The organism is Herbidospora mongoliensis (assembly GCF_001570545.1).
Classification (GTDB): domain Bacteria; phylum Actinomycetota; class Actinomycetes; order Streptosporangiales; family Streptosporangiaceae; genus Herbidospora; species Herbidospora mongoliensis.
The window spans coordinates 180,199-197,695 of record NZ_BBXD01000018.1 but is presented as its reverse complement, the minus strand read 5'-3'; the positions used below and the strand labels follow the sequence as shown (position 1 = coordinate 197,695).

Below are 17,497 nucleotides of genomic sequence, written 5' to 3'. Positions count from 1 at the left end.
ACACCTCTCGTCAATGTTTCTGACTGATTGCCCGGAGGTTAATCCCTCCGGTGCAGGTCAATGCGGTCCGGTGTCGCGACGCCGAAGCCACCCCGCCGTCAGTCGCGAGCCGCGACGTCCAAGCCGACACGGATCTCCCGTAGCAGGCCGTGCGAGGCGCGCGGAAGCTTTCCTCAGTGGCCGCCCGGCCCGATGGGCGAGAGCGCTCTCAGCGCTGGACGCGCTTCCCTGGACGGGCCGACCGGGCAGGGGACCCCCTGCCCGGGACCGTCACCAACAGCACAGGCCGCCACCGCTCACGGCTTCAGCTTGAGGGTCTTCCTCGACGCACCCGGGAACACGACGACCAGGTGCTCCTCGCTCGCGCGGTCGAGGCGCACGTAGACGCGGACCCGGTAGCGGCCCTTCCCCTCGATCGCCAGGTTCGGCATCGGGGCGCCCGCGCCCACTTCGCCGTCGCCCATCTCCGGCACGGTGAGCCGGCCGGTGCGGCTGATGATCGGCACCTCGGTGACCTGGTACCACCCGGACAGCCGCCGTGGCGGCGCGGTGCGGAAGGCCTTCACGGTGAGGCACAGATCGATGACGTCCTCGACGTGCCCGACGAGCACCGTGCTGCCGGCCACCCCGATGAGGACGTCGTCGTCGTAGAGCCGGGCTATCGCCCGCTCCCCCTCATCACCGCCCGCTTCGTCGTCGGGATCGTGGACCACGTAGCCGTGGTCGCCGTCGGCGAACAGGAAGTAGTTGGCCGTCGCCTGGACGACCCCCTTCGTCCGGGGCCACGGGTCGCGGCACTTCGCGTTCGCCTCGGCGACGAAGGCGTCGTTCGCCGCCTCCGTCTCCTCCTCCGACCGGAGCAGATCGGGCTGGGCCGCGCCGACGATCTCCGGGCAGACGTGGACGAGCTCCCTCGGGTCGGCGCCCCAGGCGGGCCGCTCGCTCCCGGCGCGCGTCAGAATCGCCTTCTGCTCGTCGGCGTCCTTCGCCCGGCACAGCGCCCGCCCGTACCCGAGGACCTGCTGGTCCGACAGGCTGTCGGGGAACATGGGCGGGACCCCGCCGTCCGTGCTCCGCGCCGCGCACAGGAACACGGCGTCGCGTTCCGCGGGCTTCACGTCGCCGAAGCTACGGCGGTCGTAGCAGCTCATCTCCCAGCCGCTGTACGTGAGACGCGGGGACTGCTCGGGATGGATCAGCGCGATGACCGGCAGTACGGCCACCGCCGCCGCCCCGACCCGGATCCAGCGTGGCGTGGGCGGAATGTCCGCCGGTTCGCCGCCGCCGGCGGTCAGTTCACGGGCCGTCGACGCGAGCCACAGAGTGCTGACGAGCCCCGCCGTGTCCATCAGGACGGTCAGCTCCAGACTGCCGACGAAGCTCCATCCGAAGGGCAGGTTGAACAGGATCACCAGCAGGTAGACGCTCAGCGACAACCACCCGGCGACCTGTGTGCCGAGGCTCCACCTGCCGTCGCGCCGCTGCCCGATGATCGTGAGGACGGTCCCCGCCACTCCGCCCAGCATCCAGACCATGCCGAGGACGGCCCCCGGTCCGAGCTCCAGCAGATCGAGTTCGTCGAGCAGATAGTCGAGCAACCCGGCCAGCTGGACCGCGAACATCGCTCCGGCCGCCACGCGCAGCACCCGCGACCGCCAGCGGATGACGAGCAGGAAGAGGACGTTGATCGCGGTCCACAACGCGAGCTGCAGCACCGCGTCGACCTCGTCGGGGAGCAGCGCGATCGGGAACCACAGCACGAGGGCGTCCACCACCGCCAGGTACAGCAGCAGGCGCAGCGCCCTCTCCCTGCGGTCCAGCGGCCCTCGCAGGGGGGCGAGCAGGATCAGCCACAGGATCGTCGCCTTCACCAGGGCGGCCACGAGCAGCACCACCGTCATCGTGGCGTCGATCCCGTCGGACTCGTACAACCACTCCCCGAAGGCCGGCGGCGACCATTCGACGGCCACCCAGAGCCAGTCGTCGTCGCCGGCTATCAGGCCCGCGACCACCACCGCAAGAAAAAGGCCTACTAATCCAAGTCTGATAAACCGACAGAATCCATCCGAAAGCACGGGACGCGATCTTAGCGCGGCACCGCTGCGCCAATAACCGCCAATCTTCGACATTGCCGGATCGCGGCATTCGATAAACGCTTCCTGCCGGAAGGTGCGCAGGTGAGGTGCCACCTGGAAATTCCGCGGCGCGGGCTTCCGGCGCGACGGCGTCTATCGACCGATGAACTCGATCCGCCCGAGGAAGAATGCGGCGCGAACATTATCGGCTCCCACTCGCCGTTCCAGTTCGACGGCACCCGGGGTGACCGGACCCGGCGAGCCGCCCATCGCCACCACGACCTGTGACGTGAGGAGTTCGACCAGCGCCTCGACCAGACTCGGCTCCGCCCCGCCGATCAGCCCGGGATGGGCCAGCCGGTGCAGCAGACCGTGAGCCAGGTCCGTGTGGAGCCGGGAGCGCCCGTCGGCGGGGACGGCGAAGGGGACGTACACGGGATGGCCCGTGTGGGAGGCGGAGTTCAGGATGACGTGCCGCACCCGCTCCGACAAGCCCGGGTCGGCGGTGAGGCGCCGCCGCAGCAGATCCGGATCGGCGCCGGTACGCCGGTGGAGCTCCTCCGACTGGGCGCCGAGACCGGCGGGACGTTCCGCGGAGCTCAGGACCGCGGTGGCGAGGTCGTAGCCGCCGGACAACGGGCCGTTGGGGCGGGCGATCGGGTAGGGGCCGAAGCCTGAACTCAGGAAACGCTGGACCTGCCCGGCCAGGTCGAGCGCCTGCAGCGGGTCTTCGGCCGCCAGGGCCGCCCCCGGCGGACGCAGGGCCAGGTCGGCGGAGAGAGGCCGCTCCTCGAAGCGCGCCTCGGGCCCGGACACCGGGACCCGGAGGCGGGCCGGCAGCACCTCCGCCTGCCAGCCGCTCACCGCCAGCACCTCGGACTCGAACGCACCGTCGGGCCCACCCGGTTCGGCGGTCCGCCGGGCGGCGTGCCGCACCAGCCGGGCCAGTGCGGCCACCCGGTCGAAGGCCGGGCCCGCCTCGGCGGCCCGCCGCCGCAGCACGTAGGCCGCGTGGATCAGCCACGACCTTTCCACCAGGGGCATCGCCGCCAGCGTCGGCCAGTGGGACACCGTCGGTCCGGCCCCCGCCAGCGCCGACTCCAGCGACCGGAACGCGGGCTCCGCGCCGTCGCGCAGCAACTCGGCCAGGCTCGGTTCGGACCGGGTCGCGCGTTTGCTCTTGGTCAGACTCTCCATGGGGTTCACTTCCCCTTCCTGAGTCCGGCGAAGGACACACCGCCGAGGAAGAAGGCCGTCATGACGCCGTCGAGCCCGACGATCCGCGCGATCTGCTGCGCCTTCGCCCCGGCCTCGTCGTATTCGATGGTGAACAGCCCTTCGTCGGGTCTCTCGAACGGCAGGTCCGGCCCCAGGAGGCTCTGACACATCACCGGGTCGTTCTCCGCCGCCGCGACGAGCCGTTCGAAGATGTGCAGGGCGATGAGGTCGGTGAAACCCTCGTGGATGATCTGGTCGTGTTCGACGTACCTGGCCGCTTCCAGCAGGTCGGGGTGGCTGAGCCGGTGCATGAACTCGTGGATCAGCGTCCGGATGAGCTTCCAGCGCTTGTCGGCGTCGGAGAGTTCGGCGCGGAAGACCGGGCAGACGTAGATGAACCCGGACGACCTCTCGTTGCGGCCGGTGACCCTGATCAGTATTTTTACCGACCGCACCAGCTCGGCGTCCTCCAGCATGCCCTTGAGCACCTGCTGGAGGATCTCCTGGTCTCCGGGCCGTCCGGGGTGGTAACCGGCGACCTCGAAGGGCTTGCCGTACTGCCCGCTCCAGCCGATGAGATCGGCCCGGTTGGCCAGCATGCCCAGAACGGCGTCATCGCCGGTGTCCGACTCCAGGGTGCTCGCCAGCGTCTGGGCGTAGGAGGCCATGGTGAAGAACGGCCCGGTGGGGTCGGCCGATGTGTACGGGATCCCGCTCCCGTAGATGAACCCCTCGACCGCGGCGGCGATCCCCTGGACCTCGCTCCAGGCGATCTTCGTGGAGGTGGGCCAGTCCTTGAGGGTCTTGGCGGCGTGCGTGTTGAGGACCTCGGTGAGAACCGGCACGAGGGCTTCGGTGAGTTTCCTCCTGTCGACGGCACCCTCCGGAACGGTGGGCGCCTCCTCGTCGTCCCCGTCGTCCGCGTCGACGAAATTGAAGGACTGGTCCTCCGAAGTCACCGGGACGATGTGACTCGGGTTGCAGAGGTTGTGCACGCGCACCCGGTTGACGTCGCTCGGTCGTCGCCGCGAACTGATCAGGTGGCAGGCCAGCCAGCCGCTGGACCTGACCACGTCGAGCTCGAACTGACCGGAGTTCCTCGCCATGGCGCGACCGGACCGGCACCATCGCACCAGCCGGGGGAACACCAGGCTCACGTCCAGCCCGGCGTCCACGGCGGCCCTGAGGTTGCCTATGCAGATCGTCAGGGCGTGGATCAGCCAATCGGTCTGAACCAGCGTGAACTTGAGGAGGATCTGCGGGACGTTCTGCGGGTTCGCGAACCTGAGCCCCTGGGACGCCCGCTGGATGAACGCCAGCTGCCTCTCCCCGTCCATGTCGGGGACTTTGTCGTGGTCGATCGTCGCGGTCAGGCCGGCCAGGGTGAAGCTGTGGTGGGTCGTGGTGAGCGCGGCGACCGGCACCATGGCCGGTGGGGCGACCGGCCGCATCACCGTTCGCAGCGGCGCGACCAGGGTGAGCTGCTGGTCGTCGGGGATCTGCGGAACGGGCGAAGGCGCCGGCTCGACGAGGTCCTCGGTGTCGGCGGTGGCGGTGCTCTTCTTCTTCTCCAGCGGGGCGTCCGGAGCGGGGGTCCCCTCTGCCGACTTCCGCTTCTTCCGGGCGGACGAACTCGATCTCTTGTGCACGGGTGCCCATGCTCCAGCACCCGCAGGAAAGGCCAAACTTACCGAAGCGCCACATATCTAAAAGCACGGGCAGGCAGGTGCCGCCCGCTGGACGGCACCTGCCCCAATCGTCAGGAGCCGTTCGCCGGGTGCGGGTCGCCGAGGTACGGGAACCGGTCCAGGGTGTCGGTGTGCGGCGTCAGGCCGGTGGGCGGCGCCTCGTTCTTGGTGAGGAACGCGACGCGGATATCGATGACGTCCTCGGTGAACGTCCGGCCGTTGGGGTAGGAGGCGGGCTTGGCCGGGTCGAAGGTCAGCACGTCCGGCAGGAGGCCGTGCTCGTCGAGCGCGGCCACCGCCTCCTCCTCCGAGTAACCGCCGGTGTGTCCCAGCAGGTGGACGAACTGGTCGGTCCACCTGGCCCGGTCGTTGACCGGCTCGCTCGCGTTGTACTCCAGCTTGGTGTCGTCGGTGTTGAAGAAGCTGCTCATCGACGGGTGTCCGGCCCGGTCGGCGTGGACGAGTTCACCGTCCTTCATGACGCTGCACCGGCCCCAGACGTGCAACGTGGGCTTGGGCGCCAGTTCCGCGGTCGGCAGTTCGACGGCCATGGAGAAGACGTTGGCCGTGGTGTTGGAGTCGATGCCGGTCCACGGCGACTTCCCGCCCAGGTGCGGAGCGGTGAAGTTCCGGTTGCCGCTGGTGTCGAACAGGTTCTGGATGCCGTCGAAGTCGAAGAAGAAGGCGTCGCTGCGGCTGCCGGCGGCGATCTTGTAGTCGCCGCTGCCGACCACGTTGGCCCGGGGGCCGAAGGAGACGGCGGCGTCCGACACGATCTTGGTGCCGACCGCCTCCGGCTTGCGGGACTCCGCGCCCGTCACCATGTAGACGCTGTAGGTCTGGGAACCGTCGGACGCCGGCGGGTCGAAGACCCAGCTGAAGGCGATGTCGGTCAGATAGTCGCCGTCGTTGTCGATGTTCAGGCGGTAGACGGCGTCGGGGTGCAGGGCGTCCGCGACGGGATTGGCGTTGAGGATGAGAACGGTCCGGCTCGGATCGCCGGGGGCGGTGAAGGCGTAGAGGTCGCACAGATCGAGGCGCTGGTCGCCGAGCGGCGGCCCCAGGCTGAGGCCGGTGAAGTGGTTGGACATGTCAGGCTCCCATTGCTCGCACGTCGGGGATTGATCTCCACGCGACCCTGTTTCTGCAGGTTAAGCGGCAAGTGTTCGCACCATGGGTTGCGTCGCCGTGTGTCGCGGGCCTCGCTTGCCAGCGATCCTCAACGGCGGATCCACAGCAGGGCCCCCGCCAGCAGCACGCCGCCGCCCAGCAGCCAGGGAACCGGACCCGGCGGCAGGATTCCGACGAGCAGACCGATCAGGGCGCCGACCAGTTGCAGCGCGAGCGACTGGACGGACAGCGCGGTGGCCCGGCCGGCACTGGTGACACGCCGGTGCAGGAGGTCGTTCTCGTTCGGCCCCGCCGCCCCGAACCCGAGATACACCAGCCCGTAGCCGGTGGCCGCGAGCGCCCCGGCGAGCACGCCGGTGGTCGTCGCGGTGGCGCCGAGGAGCAGCAGCCCGAGCGCGCCGCTCGCCAGACTCACCAGGACCGCGCGTTCGCCGCCGCCCGCGAGCCGGGCGACGCGCGGCGCGAGAGCGCTGCCGAGACCCGAGCAGAGGAAACCGACGCAGGCGAGGGTGGCGTAGAGGACCGCGCCCGTCTCGGAGGCGCCGGTGAGCGTCGCGGCCCGCCCCGGCGTCAGCAGTTCGATCGCGGCCAGGGCGCCGCCGACGGCCGCCGCGCTGAGCAGGATCCGGCGGACCATCGCGTCGCGGGCGCCCAGCCGCAGTCCGCTCGCGACGGTGGCGGGGATGTCGCGAAGCGCACCCCGCAGAGTCGCAGCCGGCCGGGGCAGCTCACGCAGGGCGGTCAGGACGTACCCCACGAAGGCGATCTCGATGACGGCGCCGAGCAGCAGCGGGATCGACAGAGGCAGCACCACGCCGCCGAGGTCGGCCCCCAGCAACCACGGGATGCCTCCCCCGACCAGGGTGCCGACGGCCAGTGCGACGGACGTCGCGGAACTTCCCCGGGCCAGCCCGGTGCGAAGCTCGGCGTCCGGCCCGGAACGCACGTGGACGGTGTCGACGTACCAGGCCTCGGCGGGCCCGCTCGACAGCGCCCGGCCCGCGCCCATGAGGATCATGCCGAGCGCCAGCGTCCAGGGCGCGGTGCCCAGACCCAGGAGCGTGAACGCGACGAGGTTCAGCACTCCGGCGGCGGCCAGCACGACGCGTCGCCCGAAGACGTCGGACAGTCCCCCGGTGGGCAGCTCCAGCGCCGCAGCCGTGAGCGAGTGCGCGGCCACGAGCCCCGCGACCGCCACGAGCGTCATGCCGCGCTCGGTCAGCAACAGGACCAGCGGCGCGATGGTCAGCCCCAGCGGAAGCCAGAAGAGCACGCAGACCGTGACGTAGCGACGCCGGGCCTCGTCCACGTCCGGTAACGGGCTCATGGCGCCGCCAGGGGCAGTCCGGCGGCGAGGAAGACCACGTTCTCCGCGCGCGGGTCGTCCGCGTCGCGGGCGCCGAGTTCCCTGAGTTTGTCATCGAGCATCTGCCACAGCTCGGTGAGCGACTCGGGAGTCAGCCGTGGGAGCAGGTCGGTGATGCCCGACGGCTCCAGCCACTCCCGGTCCAGCCGGCCCGCGGCCATGTCGTCTTCGTGCCGGGTGAGCGCCGACTCCAGATGCTCCAGCTGACGCCGGCGCAGGAGGCCGACGAAGGCGTGGCTCCCGGCGGAGGCCTCCATGGCGGTGTTGCTCCACGACGTCACCAGGTGCACCGCCTTCCAGCGGCGCTCCCGTCCGTCGCGGTGCTCGGCCTCGGCGACGAACGCGTGCTTGGCCAGCACCCGCAGGTGGTAGCTGGTGGAGGCGGACGTCTCACCGGTTCTGGCCGCCAGTTCGCTCGCGGTGGCGGGCCCGTCCTGCCGCAGCAGCCCGAGCAGCCGGATGCGCAGGGGGTGGGTGAGCGCTTTCAGCGCGGCGGCGTCGCGCTCCGGATCGAGGACGCGCTCGTGTTCGTCACTGGCCATGACAGCACGCTAGGGCGACCGGCCCACTTTGCAAAAGTATTTTTGCAAAACTTCTTTGGGAAAAGGGCTCCCGGCCCAGACCGGGAGCCCTCTCCGTCAGGACGCGAGCAGGCGCAACTCGGAGAGCTGCCCGGCCGGCCAGGCGGTGTTGCCGGTGAAGGTCAGGCGGACGTACCGGGCGGTCGTCATGTTGAAGCCGACCGTCGTGGGCGACGCCCCGAACGCGTAGGCGCGGGAGGCGACGATCGGGAAGTAGGTGCTGCCGTCGTTGCTACCCGAGATCGTGATCGTCTGGGTGCGGGCCGGCCAGCCGGAGGGCAGGGTCATCTCGGCCTGGTGGAGCTTGACCGGGGCGCCCAGGTCGACGGTGTAGTTCTGCGGGAAGGCGTTGTTGGGGCTCTCCCAGTACGTCGCGGTGTTGCCGTCGACGGCGTTGCCGGGCACGTAGGTCTGCGCGTGCGAGGCGGTGACGGGGCGGCCCTGCGCGGCGTTCTTGCCGGTCGCCGAGAACGCCTCGATCTCGGCGATCTTCAGGGTGGGCGACCACGGTCCCGTGGGGAACTGGAGCGACACGCAGCACCCGTGGACGGGAGGCAGGGTGACGGTCACCTTGTTGCCCGTACCGGGAGAGAAGGAGTAGTTCGCCTCGGGGAGGACGGTGACGTAGTCGCTGTAGCCCTCATAGGCGGCACGGACCGCGAACCGCAGCGTGCGGGCGGGTTCGCTCGCCGGGAGGGTCACGGTGACCTTGTCGAAGGTGCGCCGCCCGTTGGTGAACGCCAGGTTGATGTTGGCGAAGATCCGGTCGGAGGGCACCTCCCAGTAGGTCGCGGGGTCGCCGTCGACCGTCATGTAGCCCCAGTGGTCGGGGGTGCCGGGCAGGCCCACGTTGTAGCCCACGGCCAGCGGCAGTTCGGCGCCGGGAGCGACGGGGTTCGCCAGGGCGAGTTGCACGGCCGCGTACGCGTCGAGTTTGCCGTTGCCCCAGGTGGCGTTGACGTCACCGGCGGAGGCGCACGAGGTGTCGGGGACGGGCGTCGCGCTGTCGTTCAGCACGAGCCGGGTCAGGTCGACCATGCCGCGCAGGCGCGGCACCTCCGACCAGATGAGCGCGACCGTGGCCGCCGTGTGCGGGGAGGCCATCGAGGTGCCGCTGGCCACGCCGTAGCCGCCGCCGGGCACCGACGAGCGCACGTCGACGCCGGGCGCGGCGATGTCCGGCTTGTACCAGGACATACCGGAACCCCGGCTGGAGAAGGGCGCGATGACGTCGTTCACGTCGAAGGCGCCGGTCGCGTAGGCGCCGAGCTGGATGCCGGGGGAACCGCCCGTCTCGCAGCCAGGGCCGTCGTTGCCGACCGAGAACGCGGGGAAGATGCCAGCCTGGGTCCAGGAGTAGATCACGTCGGAGTACCACTCCGAGTAGCCCATGCCGCCCCACGAGTTGTTGATCACGTCGGGGGCCAGGTCGGGGCGGGGGTTGTTGCCGGCGGCGTCGGTGGGCGCGAGCATCCACTGGCCGGCCAGCATCAGCGAGGCGGCGGTGCAGGTGGTGCCCGGGCACGCCTTGGCGGCGATCCACTTCACGCCGGGGGCGACGCCGACCTGGTTGACGCCGTCGTCGCCGACCATCGTGCCCATCGTGTGGGTGCCGTGGCCGTTGACGTCGCAGGGCGCGGCGGAGGGGCAGCCGCCCTCGGGGTTGTACCAGTTGTAGGCGTGGTTCCCGGCCGCGCCGCCCCGGTAGGAGCCGACCAGGGCGGGGTGGTCCCACTGCACGCCGGTGTCGATGCCGGCGACGACGATGCCCTCGCCCTTGGTGCCGTAGCCGCTCCAGACGTCGTCGGCGCGGATCTTCTCGACGTTCCACTCGACGCCGGCCATCATCCCGGTCATCGTCCCGGCCTGTCGCGTGACGGCGGTGTGGAGCTCGATCGGCTCATCGGGTTCGATCGCGGTCACCTCGGGGCGGGCGGCGATCCGGTCGATGAGGGCCTTGTCGCCCTTCACCAGGACGGTGTTGGAGATCCAGAACGCGGTGTGGTCGGCCTGGGCGGCGTCGGCGAGGGCCAGGACGTCCTGCTGGGATGAGGTGGCGACGGCCTTCCTGGCCCGGATGACCTCGAGGGGGTCCGACGCGGCGGTGAGATCGGCCTTTCGCGCGAAGCGGACCCAGAAGGAGGTCTGGCCTCCGTCCGCCGCCTCCGACCGGACCTCGGCCGCGATCTTCGGCGAGGGGGTGGGTTCGGCTTCTGCGGGGCCGGTCGTGACCGTCCAGCCCAGCAGACCGAGTAACAGCAGATACGCGGTCTTCCGGGGCCGGCGGCTCCGATCAGATGTGATCATCATGCGGGCAGCATATATCCGCAATTATGCGGCAAGATGCCGCAATTCTGCCAACATTGATCGGTAATATGACGATGGGCGGGATGCCCCTTGCGTTGTCGCGCAAAGGTCTTCTCCCACCCAGGGCGCTGATCGACTCTTACGGCCATGCGACTGACACGAGCAATGATCTCGACGGCGATCGCCCTCTTCATCGGCATCGTCGTCCCGCTGGCCACCGCCCAGCCCGCGAGCGCGCGAGCGTGCGGGTCCGTGGTCAGCGGCAGCAGCTACTGGAACTGGGACGGCACCTTCAGCACGCACGTGGTCGGCACCAACTGTTCCACCCGCTACGGACGCTTCGTCTGGGACACGAGCGACCACTGCTGCGTGCCGATGTGGGTGAAGGTCGAGCGGCAGCTGTGGGGCAGCTACGGCTGGCTGACCACGAACGCGCAGTACAAGAAGGTCCTCTGGGGCAACTTCGGCACGCACAACACCGCGACCGTCCCCTCGAAGACCTGGGAAGGCGATGAACGGTTCCACGCCTGCTGGGGTGTGGGCGACAGCCAGCCCGGCTCTTGGACCTGCGGCCCGTGGGTCGACTAGTCGGCTAGGAACCCGAACGGGTCAGGGCCCGGCCGCCTCGGCGACCGGGCCCTTCCGGCGTCACAGCTCGGTGGCGGTGATCTCGTTGGCCGTGGCCAGCAGGCGGCCGGCGGCGCGGTCGACGTCGAGGTCGGCCCGGATGCGGCGGCGATCACCCCGCTGCTGCGCCCCTAGATCGCCTGGGGTTCGGTGATCTGGAGCAGGCGCAGGCTGTTGGCCCAGAGTTCGTCGAGCTGGCCCGGGTCGTTGAAGAGTTTGGCGAACATGACCGTCCCCTCGATCTGGGCGACGATCGACTTCGCGGCGCCGCGCGCGTCGATCGCGGGCAGGTCGCCCAGCGCCTGGGCGGCCTCGATCGAGCGGCGGATGAGGTCGACCTGCTCGTCGAAGATCGCGCGCAGTCTCTCGCGCATCGGGTCGTCGCCGGTGCTCAGCTCCAGGCTCAGGTTGCCGAAGATGCAGCCGCAGACCACGCCGGCCTCGTTCAGCGACATGTTCTGCACCTCCACCGTGAAGGCGAACAGCTCCTTGAGGCGGTGGACGAGGGATCCTTCGCCGTCGAGGACCCGCTGCCAGTAGCCGCGCTGGGAGCCCCACTGCAGGTCGATGATCTCCAGGGCGAGCGCCTGCTTGGACTCGAAGAAGTGATAGAAGCTGCCCTTGGGCACCCCCGCCCGCGCGCAGATCTCCGCGACCCCGATGGAGCCGTAGGAGCGCAGGGAGAACAGCTCGGTGGCGGCGGTGAGGATCCGTCCTCGAGCGTCTGACGTTCGGCCCATTTTGTCATTATATGACCGGTCGGCTATAACTAGGACTCGTCAGTAGTAGACCGACCGTCTAGTAAGGATCAACGCATGTCAGAGCAGCGCGTCGCCATCATCACGGGCGCATCGCAGGGCATCGGCGAAAGCCTGGTGGCCGCCTACCGCAAGATCGGTTACGCCGTCGTGGCGAACTCCCGCTCCATCAGGAGCGGCGACGACCCGGAAGTGGTCGCCGTCCCGGGCGACGTCGCCGACCCCGCCACGGCGGCGGAGATCGTCAAGACGGCCCTCGACCGCTTCGGGCGGGTCGACACCCTGGTCAACAACGCGGGCGTCTTCATCGCCAAGCCCTTCACCGACTACACGCCGGACGACTACGCCGTCGTCCTGAACACCAACGTCGCGGGCTTCTTCCATCTGACCCAGCGGGTTATCGAGCCGATGCTGCGGCAGGGCGGCGGCCACATCGTCAGCATCACCACGACCCTGGTTGAATCGGCCCGCTCCGACACCCCGTCGGTGCTCGCCTCCCTGAGCAAGGGCGGCATCGCGGCCGCCACGAAGTCGCTGGCCATCGAGTACGCCGACCGGGGAATCCGGGTCAACGCCGTCTCCCCCGGGCTGATCGACACCCCGCTCCTGGGCGGCGCGACCCCGGAGCAGATCGCCGAGTTCCACCCGATGAAGCGGGCCGGTACCGTCGAGGACGTCGCCCACGGCGTGATCTACCTGGAGCAGGCGCCCCTGGTCACCGGCGAGTTCCTGCACATCGACGGCGGACAGAGCGCGGGCCGATGAACGAGGAGACGATCTTCGCCGGCGTCCTGGCCGTGTGGAAGCACGGCATCGACGTCCACGACCCCATCGAAGTGGGGACGGTGTTCGCCGAGGACGCGCTGTTCCAGGGCGCCCACCCCGAACCCTCGCGCGGACGCGCCTCGGTGGTGGACTACTACGACGGCCAGCCCCCGGGGCTCGGCGTCGACTACGAGATCATCGACGCGCGCCGCTCGGCGGACGACGTGATCACCGGCTACGCCGCCGCCGACTTCACCTCCCCCGGCGAGGAGGTCGTCCACCGGCACGTGACGATGGTCCTGGAGCGCACCGGCGACCGGTGGCTCGTCGGTCATTACCACGTCTCGTTGAAGCCGGCGGGCTTCCGTTAAGAGCGTTCTCTCACTCCGGGGCCGCCACCTGCGACTTCGAGGATGCGAAAAAGTTGTTCAGTCCAGGGGCCCATGATCCACAACGCCTGTGTCACAAAATGGGCGATCGTTTCCACCGGCGACTGTCCGGGCGGATGACCCGGGTCTCCCCAGGGAGATCCGGGTCGCGGGACGGGGGGCACCCCATCCCGTCGCCCGGTATCGCCGTGGCCGAGAGCACCGATGGGCCTACGCAACCCGTTCCGGATGAGCGTCGACCAGGCCACCGGCATCGTCTACCTGGCGACTACGGCCCGGACGCCGGTGGGCCGAGCGCCAGTCCCGGGCCCGGCGGTCAGGTCGAGTTCAACCGGGTGACCGGGCCGGGAAACTACGGCTGGCCGTTCTGCACCGGGACGAACACCGCCGACGAGGTCTACAACGAGATCACCTTCCCGAGTGGCCCCTCCGGCGCGAAATACGACCGCGCCAACGGGCCGCCCGACAACTCCTCCCGCAACACCGGTCTACCGACCCTGCCCCCGGCCAAGCCGGCTGGATTCCGCCCCCGCCACCTCAGGACGCCGAACGCTAAGCGCCGGAGCGATGGCCGCCACCGCGACTTGCTGTCTCCGCAGGCGAGTCACTTGTCGCATCGTGGCATGTTCGGCAGCGGATGCGTGGTGGCATCGACGTGTTCGGAGCCGACGTAGCCCCACCCTTCCCAGCGCTCCTTGCCCGGCTCCGAGCGGTCTCCCCGGGTGTAGTACCAGACCCTTCCCCCGTCACCTTGGACCCGTCCGAGCTCCCAGCAGACGAACCAGCTCTTCGGCGTGTCCAGGACCGCGATCTTCTCGGTGCTGCCCACGTTGACGTAGAGCGGCGTGTCGGGCCGGTTGACGCACACGAAGTCCTTAGTCCACACCCCGCCCTGTCTGGCGTCGACGTGCTTGACCCCGCTGCGTTCGGTGCAGTGGTTCGCGGTATCCGCGTCCGCCGTGACGCCCTGACCTAGGCGCCAGATCAGGAATCCGCCCACGATCAGGGCCGCCAGCCCCACGACGGTCCACCACGTGCGGTTCCGGCGGGGAACCGGCTCTGCGGGAGGCGGAGGAGGGAGCGGCGGTGCCGGTGGCTCGGCAGGCTGTTCGAGTTCAGGAGCCTGTACGGTATGCGCCCGCACCCACCGCCGGTGCAGTTCGACGATCTCCGTCTGGCCCGCCTGGCATTCCCTGGCGAACTGCTCCAGGAGAGTGAAGCGCGGCGGCACGCCCTCCCCGGAGCAGTAGCGGTGGAGGGTGGATTTGCCGACGCCGAGCCGCTTGGCGAGGGCGTCGTAACTCCGGCCGGTCTTGTCCTTCAGCTGGCGCAGATATGCGGCTAGGTCTTCTACCTCGGAGGGCTCTGACAACCTTGGCTCCTCGAGTTTCGAGCCCGAGTTCAACATCCCGAAGGCTAACAGCAGAGCCACCAGCATCTTTGACCATTCTCGCCACATCCCAGCCGGGCCGGGACGGTCCTGGTCAAAGCGGGTTTCCGTCCCACTCGTCCTGAGTTTTCCCAGGCCTCTTGTTGCGGGACGGCGGGCCGGTCACGGTGATGATCGTCATCCCAAGATGATCACAAATCACTCGTCCATCAGGAGATGCGCCATCATGCGTCTGTTCGTTTCCCTCCCCTCCCGGGTGAAGGTCGTGGCCGCGCTCGCCGTCCTCGTCGCCGGTCTGCCGGCTCTCCCCGCGAGCGCCGCGGCCGCCCCCAACCTCCAGTTGCCGTTCCCCTGCGGTCAGCAGTGGCGGCTGGACACCTGGGGCCACGCCCCCGGGCTCGACATGGTCAAGGAGCCCGACCAGGTGGGCACCGAGGGAGCCACGCTGTCGGCACCCGCCGCCGGGACGGTGAACAAGTCGTACTACCACGAGAACGCCGGCAACGTGATCCAGATCAACCACGGCGGCGGCTACTTCACCACTTACCTGCACTTGCAGTCCCGCGCCGTCAGCGTCGGCGCCAGGGTCCAGCAGGGCGCTGTCATCGGAAAGGTCGGCCGCACGGGCCCGACGTCCAACAACCATCCCCACCTGCACTTCGAACTCGGCTACGACGCGAACGGCAACGGCGAGGCGTCCTGGGGCTTCGCCGGCGCCGAACGGGTGAAGCCCACGTTCAACGGCGTCTCCTACGGCAGCGCCAACAACCAGACCTACCGGAACGTCACCAGCCGCAACTGCGGCGGCTCCCCCGACCTCGGGGTCCTGGACTTCTACCTGTCCGACGACCAGAACGCCACCGGGGCGACCCGGCCGGTTTTCGGTTACGGCAACAGCCCCATGGTGCCCATTACGGGCGACTGGGACGGCGACGGCACGGACACGGTGAGCACCTACGACCCCACCGCGGGTCGTTTCTTCATCAGCAACAACCCCGCCTCAGGTCAGGCTCAATACACCTTCCTGTACGGAGATCCTTACGGCGTCCCCTTCGTCGGCGACTGGGACGGCGACGGCAAGGACAACGTCGGCGTCCGCATGGGGATCGGGTTCTACATGCGGACCAGCCCGGTGAGCTCGGCCACCGAGACCACAGTGTCGGTCGCCTACGGCGATACCCCGATGATCCCACTGGCCGGTGACTGGGACGGCGACGGCAAGGACACCATCAGCGCCTACGACCCCGGCACGGCGCGTTTCCTGCTCAGCAACAGCCCGTCCAACGGCCAGGCCCAGTACGCCTTCGTGTACGGCAACGCCAACAGCCTGCCGTTCGTCGGCGACTGGGACGGCGACGGCAAGGACAACGTCGGCGTCCGGATGGGCTCCGGGTTCTACTACCGCACCAGCCCGGTGACCACCGCTACCGAGACCACCCACTCCGTCCCCTACGGCGACGCCGGTGATCTGCCGGTGATCGGCGACTGGGACGGCAACGGCAGAGACAGCCACGGCATCGCCCGCTGACTCGACCAACGGCATCCCAGGGCAGGCTTCCTGATCATTCTGGCAGCCTGCCCTAATCTGACCCACCCATCACAATGGTGGCATGGGGCCCGGCGTGGCCGGGCCCCACGGTCAGCGCGGCGATGCGGGCAGGGGGTCGTCGACCAGCGGGATCGGCGTCGGCTTGAGCAGGGCGCGGGCGATGCTCACCCGCTGGTGTTCCCCGCCCGACAGGGGCGGCGCCGGCCTCCCCGACGGTGGTGCGGTCCCCGTCGGGGAGGCGGGCCGCGATCTCGTCGACTCGGGCGAGGGTGACGGCGTGGCCGAACCGGTCGTCATCCGCGCTGCGGTCACCGGCGAGGATGTCGTCGCGGATCGTGCCGTCGAACAGGTACGGGTGCTGGTGGCCAGACCAGCACGTACACGCGAAAACGCGTTGCCGTCGGTGGTCTTCGACCATAGAGTCTTGCGCCCGTGGTCACAGTCGTGGAGAAAGTCCTGCCCGCCCGGCTGGGGCGGGGGTTCCGGTGGTTGCTGGCGTCGAGCTGGCTGACGAATCTCGGTGACGGGATCGCCGCCGCGGCGGGCCCGCTGCTGGTCGCCTCGCTGACGAGCGACCCGCTGCTGATCTCGCTGTCGGCATTGGTGAGCTGGGCGCCTCCGCTGCTGTTCGGCCTGTACGCGGGAGTGTTGTCCGACCGCCACGACCGGCGCCTGATCGTGCTCGTCGCGAACGCGGTGCGGGCCCTGATCCTGGTGGCGCTCGTCGCGCTCATGGCGACCGGCACGGTGACCGTGGCGACCGCTTTGGCGCTGCTGGCGCTGCGCGCCGTCGCCGAGGTGTTCGCCGACAACGCGACGGCCGCGTTGACGCCGATGATGGTCGGCCGGGACGACCTCGTCATCGCCAACGCCCGCCTGGGCACCGGATTCATCACGCTCAACCAGCTCGCCGGGCCGCCGGTCGGCGCCGCGCTGTTCGGCCTGGGGCTCGCCTGGCCGTTCGCCGGCCAGCTGCTCCTGGTGGCGGCGGCGATCGTGCTGGTCACCCGGATCACGCTGCCACCGCGTACCGAGATCCCCCGGCAGCACGCCATGAGGGAACTGGTCGAGGGTTTCGGCTGGACCCTCCGGCACGCGGCGGTCCGCACCCTGGCGCTGACCATCCTGATCTTCAATTTCACGTTCGGCGCGGCCTGGTCGGTGCTCGTGCTGTACACGCAGGAGCAGCTCGGGCTCGGCGCCCTGGGTTTCGGCCTGATGACCACGATCGGCGGGATCGGCGGCCTGATCGGCACCGGCCTGTACGGCGCGATCACCCGCCGGGTGAGCCTCGGCGCCCTGATGCGGATCGGGCTCGTCATCGAGACCCTCACCCACCTGGGCCTGGCCCTGACCCATTCGCCGTGGGTCGCCGGGGGCGTCTTCCTGGTTTTCGGCGCGCACGCGTTCATCTGGGGCACGACCTCGATCACCGTCCGCCAGCGCGCGGTGCCGGCCGAGCTGCAGGGCCGGGTGGGCAGCGTCAACACCGTCTGCGTGTACGCCGGTCTGGTGGTCGGCTCGCTGATCGGCGGCGTGCTGGCCACGCACTTCGGCGTCGCGGCGCCGTTCTGGTTCGCCTTCGCCGGTTCGGCGGTGTTCCTGGTCGTGTTGTGGCGTCAGCTCATGCTCATCGCCCATGACGACTGAGCC

At 69.6% G+C, this 17,497-nt stretch carries 15 protein-coding genes; 5 read left to right on the top strand and 10 right to left on the bottom strand.

Annotated features, from left to right (window positions below; all coding sequences use genetic code 11):
- Positions 1-296: 296 nt before the first annotated feature.
- The 7 genes from AW272_RS27020 to AW272_RS26990 all read right to left on the bottom strand — a co-directional run bounded on the left by AW272_RS27020 (position 297) and on the right by AW272_RS26990 (position 10,369).
- Positions 297-2,012, bottom strand: a complete 1,716-nt coding sequence (locus AW272_RS27020; protein WP_157518808.1) for a hypothetical protein — start codon at positions 2,010-2,012, stop codon at positions 297-299.
- A gap of 216 nt (positions 2,013-2,228) precedes the next feature.
- Entirely contained in the window at positions 2,229-3,272 is a 1,044-nt protein-coding gene (locus AW272_RS43850) for a hypothetical protein (RefSeq protein WP_066370797.1), read from the bottom strand.
- A 5-nt stretch (positions 3,273-3,277) separates the two neighbouring features.
- Complete coding sequence (locus AW272_RS27010; protein ID WP_066370796.1) at positions 3,278-4,942, bottom strand: hypothetical protein; 1,665 nt, start codon at positions 4,940-4,942, stop codon at positions 3,278-3,280.
- Between the two features lie 110 nt (positions 4,943-5,052).
- Complete coding sequence (locus AW272_RS27005) at positions 5,053-6,072, bottom strand: DUF4331 family protein (protein WP_066370795.1); 1,020 nt, start codon at positions 6,070-6,072, stop codon at positions 5,053-5,055.
- 128 nt (positions 6,073-6,200) lie between these two features.
- Positions 6,201-7,439: an MFS transporter gene (locus AW272_RS27000; RefSeq protein ID WP_066370793.1), complete on the bottom strand. Its 1,239-nt coding sequence runs from the start codon at positions 7,437-7,439 to the stop codon at positions 6,201-6,203.
- Positions 7,436-8,020: a winged helix-turn-helix domain-containing protein gene (locus AW272_RS26995; RefSeq protein WP_066370790.1), complete on the bottom strand. Its 585-nt coding sequence runs from the start codon at positions 8,018-8,020 to the stop codon at positions 7,436-7,438. Before AW272_RS26995 ends, AW272_RS27000 begins: the two co-directional genes overlap by 4 nt.
- A 96-nt stretch (positions 8,021-8,116) precedes the next feature.
- Positions 8,117-10,369 (bottom strand): S8 family serine peptidase, encoded by a 2,253-nt coding sequence (locus AW272_RS26990; RefSeq protein WP_066370788.1) that lies wholly within the window; start codon positions 10,367-10,369, stop codon positions 8,117-8,119.
- Between the two features lie 144 nt (positions 10,370-10,513).
- Between AW272_RS26990 and AW272_RS26985 the strand changes: the two genes are divergently transcribed.
- Positions 10,514-10,954, top strand: coding sequence for a hypothetical protein (locus AW272_RS26985; protein ID WP_157518807.1), 441 nt, complete (start codon positions 10,514-10,516; stop codon positions 10,952-10,954).
- A 170-nt stretch (positions 10,955-11,124) separates the two neighbouring features.
- On the opposite strand, the gene AW272_RS26980 is transcribed toward AW272_RS26985, so the two are convergent.
- Positions 11,125-11,733: a TetR/AcrR family transcriptional regulator gene (locus tag AW272_RS26980; RefSeq protein WP_066370773.1), complete on the bottom strand. Its 609-nt coding sequence runs from the start codon at positions 11,731-11,733 to the stop codon at positions 11,125-11,127.
- A gap of 75 nt (positions 11,734-11,808) precedes the next feature.
- Between AW272_RS26980 and AW272_RS26975 the strand changes: the two genes are divergently transcribed.
- Both AW272_RS26975 and AW272_RS26970 read left to right on the top strand, forming a co-directional pair.
- Positions 11,809-12,516, top strand: a complete 708-nt coding sequence (locus AW272_RS26975; RefSeq protein WP_066370770.1) for an SDR family NAD(P)-dependent oxidoreductase — start codon at positions 11,809-11,811, stop codon at positions 12,514-12,516.
- Positions 12,513-12,887: an SgcJ/EcaC family oxidoreductase gene (locus tag AW272_RS26970; protein ID WP_066370768.1), complete on the top strand. Its 375-nt coding sequence runs from the start codon at positions 12,513-12,515 to the stop codon at positions 12,885-12,887. The genes AW272_RS26975 and AW272_RS26970 overlap by 4 nt, the downstream gene beginning before the upstream one ends.
- 622 nt (positions 12,888-13,509) lie before the next feature.
- Here the strand turns inward: AW272_RS26970 and AW272_RS26965 are convergent.
- On the bottom strand, positions 13,510-14,277 hold the full coding sequence (locus tag AW272_RS26965) for a helix-turn-helix domain-containing protein (protein ID WP_169807638.1): 768 nt from the start codon (positions 14,275-14,277) through the stop codon (positions 13,510-13,512).
- A 244-nt stretch (positions 14,278-14,521) separates the two neighbouring features.
- On the opposite strand from AW272_RS26965, the gene AW272_RS26960 reads away from it, so the two are divergent.
- Positions 14,522-15,823 (top strand): M23 family metallopeptidase, encoded by a 1,302-nt coding sequence (locus AW272_RS26960; RefSeq protein ID WP_066370763.1) that lies wholly within the window; start codon positions 14,522-14,524, stop codon positions 15,821-15,823.
- A gap of 111 nt (positions 15,824-15,934) precedes the next feature.
- On the opposite strand, the gene AW272_RS41060 is transcribed toward AW272_RS26960, so the two are convergent.
- Entirely contained in the window at positions 15,935-16,156 is a 222-nt protein-coding gene (locus AW272_RS41060) for an ATP-binding cassette domain-containing protein (protein ID WP_275527323.1), read from the bottom strand.
- A gap of 120 nt (positions 16,157-16,276) precedes the next feature.
- On the opposite strand from AW272_RS41060, the gene AW272_RS26950 reads away from it, so the two are divergent.
- Positions 16,277-17,494, top strand: a complete 1,218-nt coding sequence (locus AW272_RS26950) for an MFS transporter (protein ID WP_066370755.1) — start codon at positions 16,277-16,279, stop codon at positions 17,492-17,494.
- Positions 17,495-17,497: the final 3 nt, after the last annotated feature.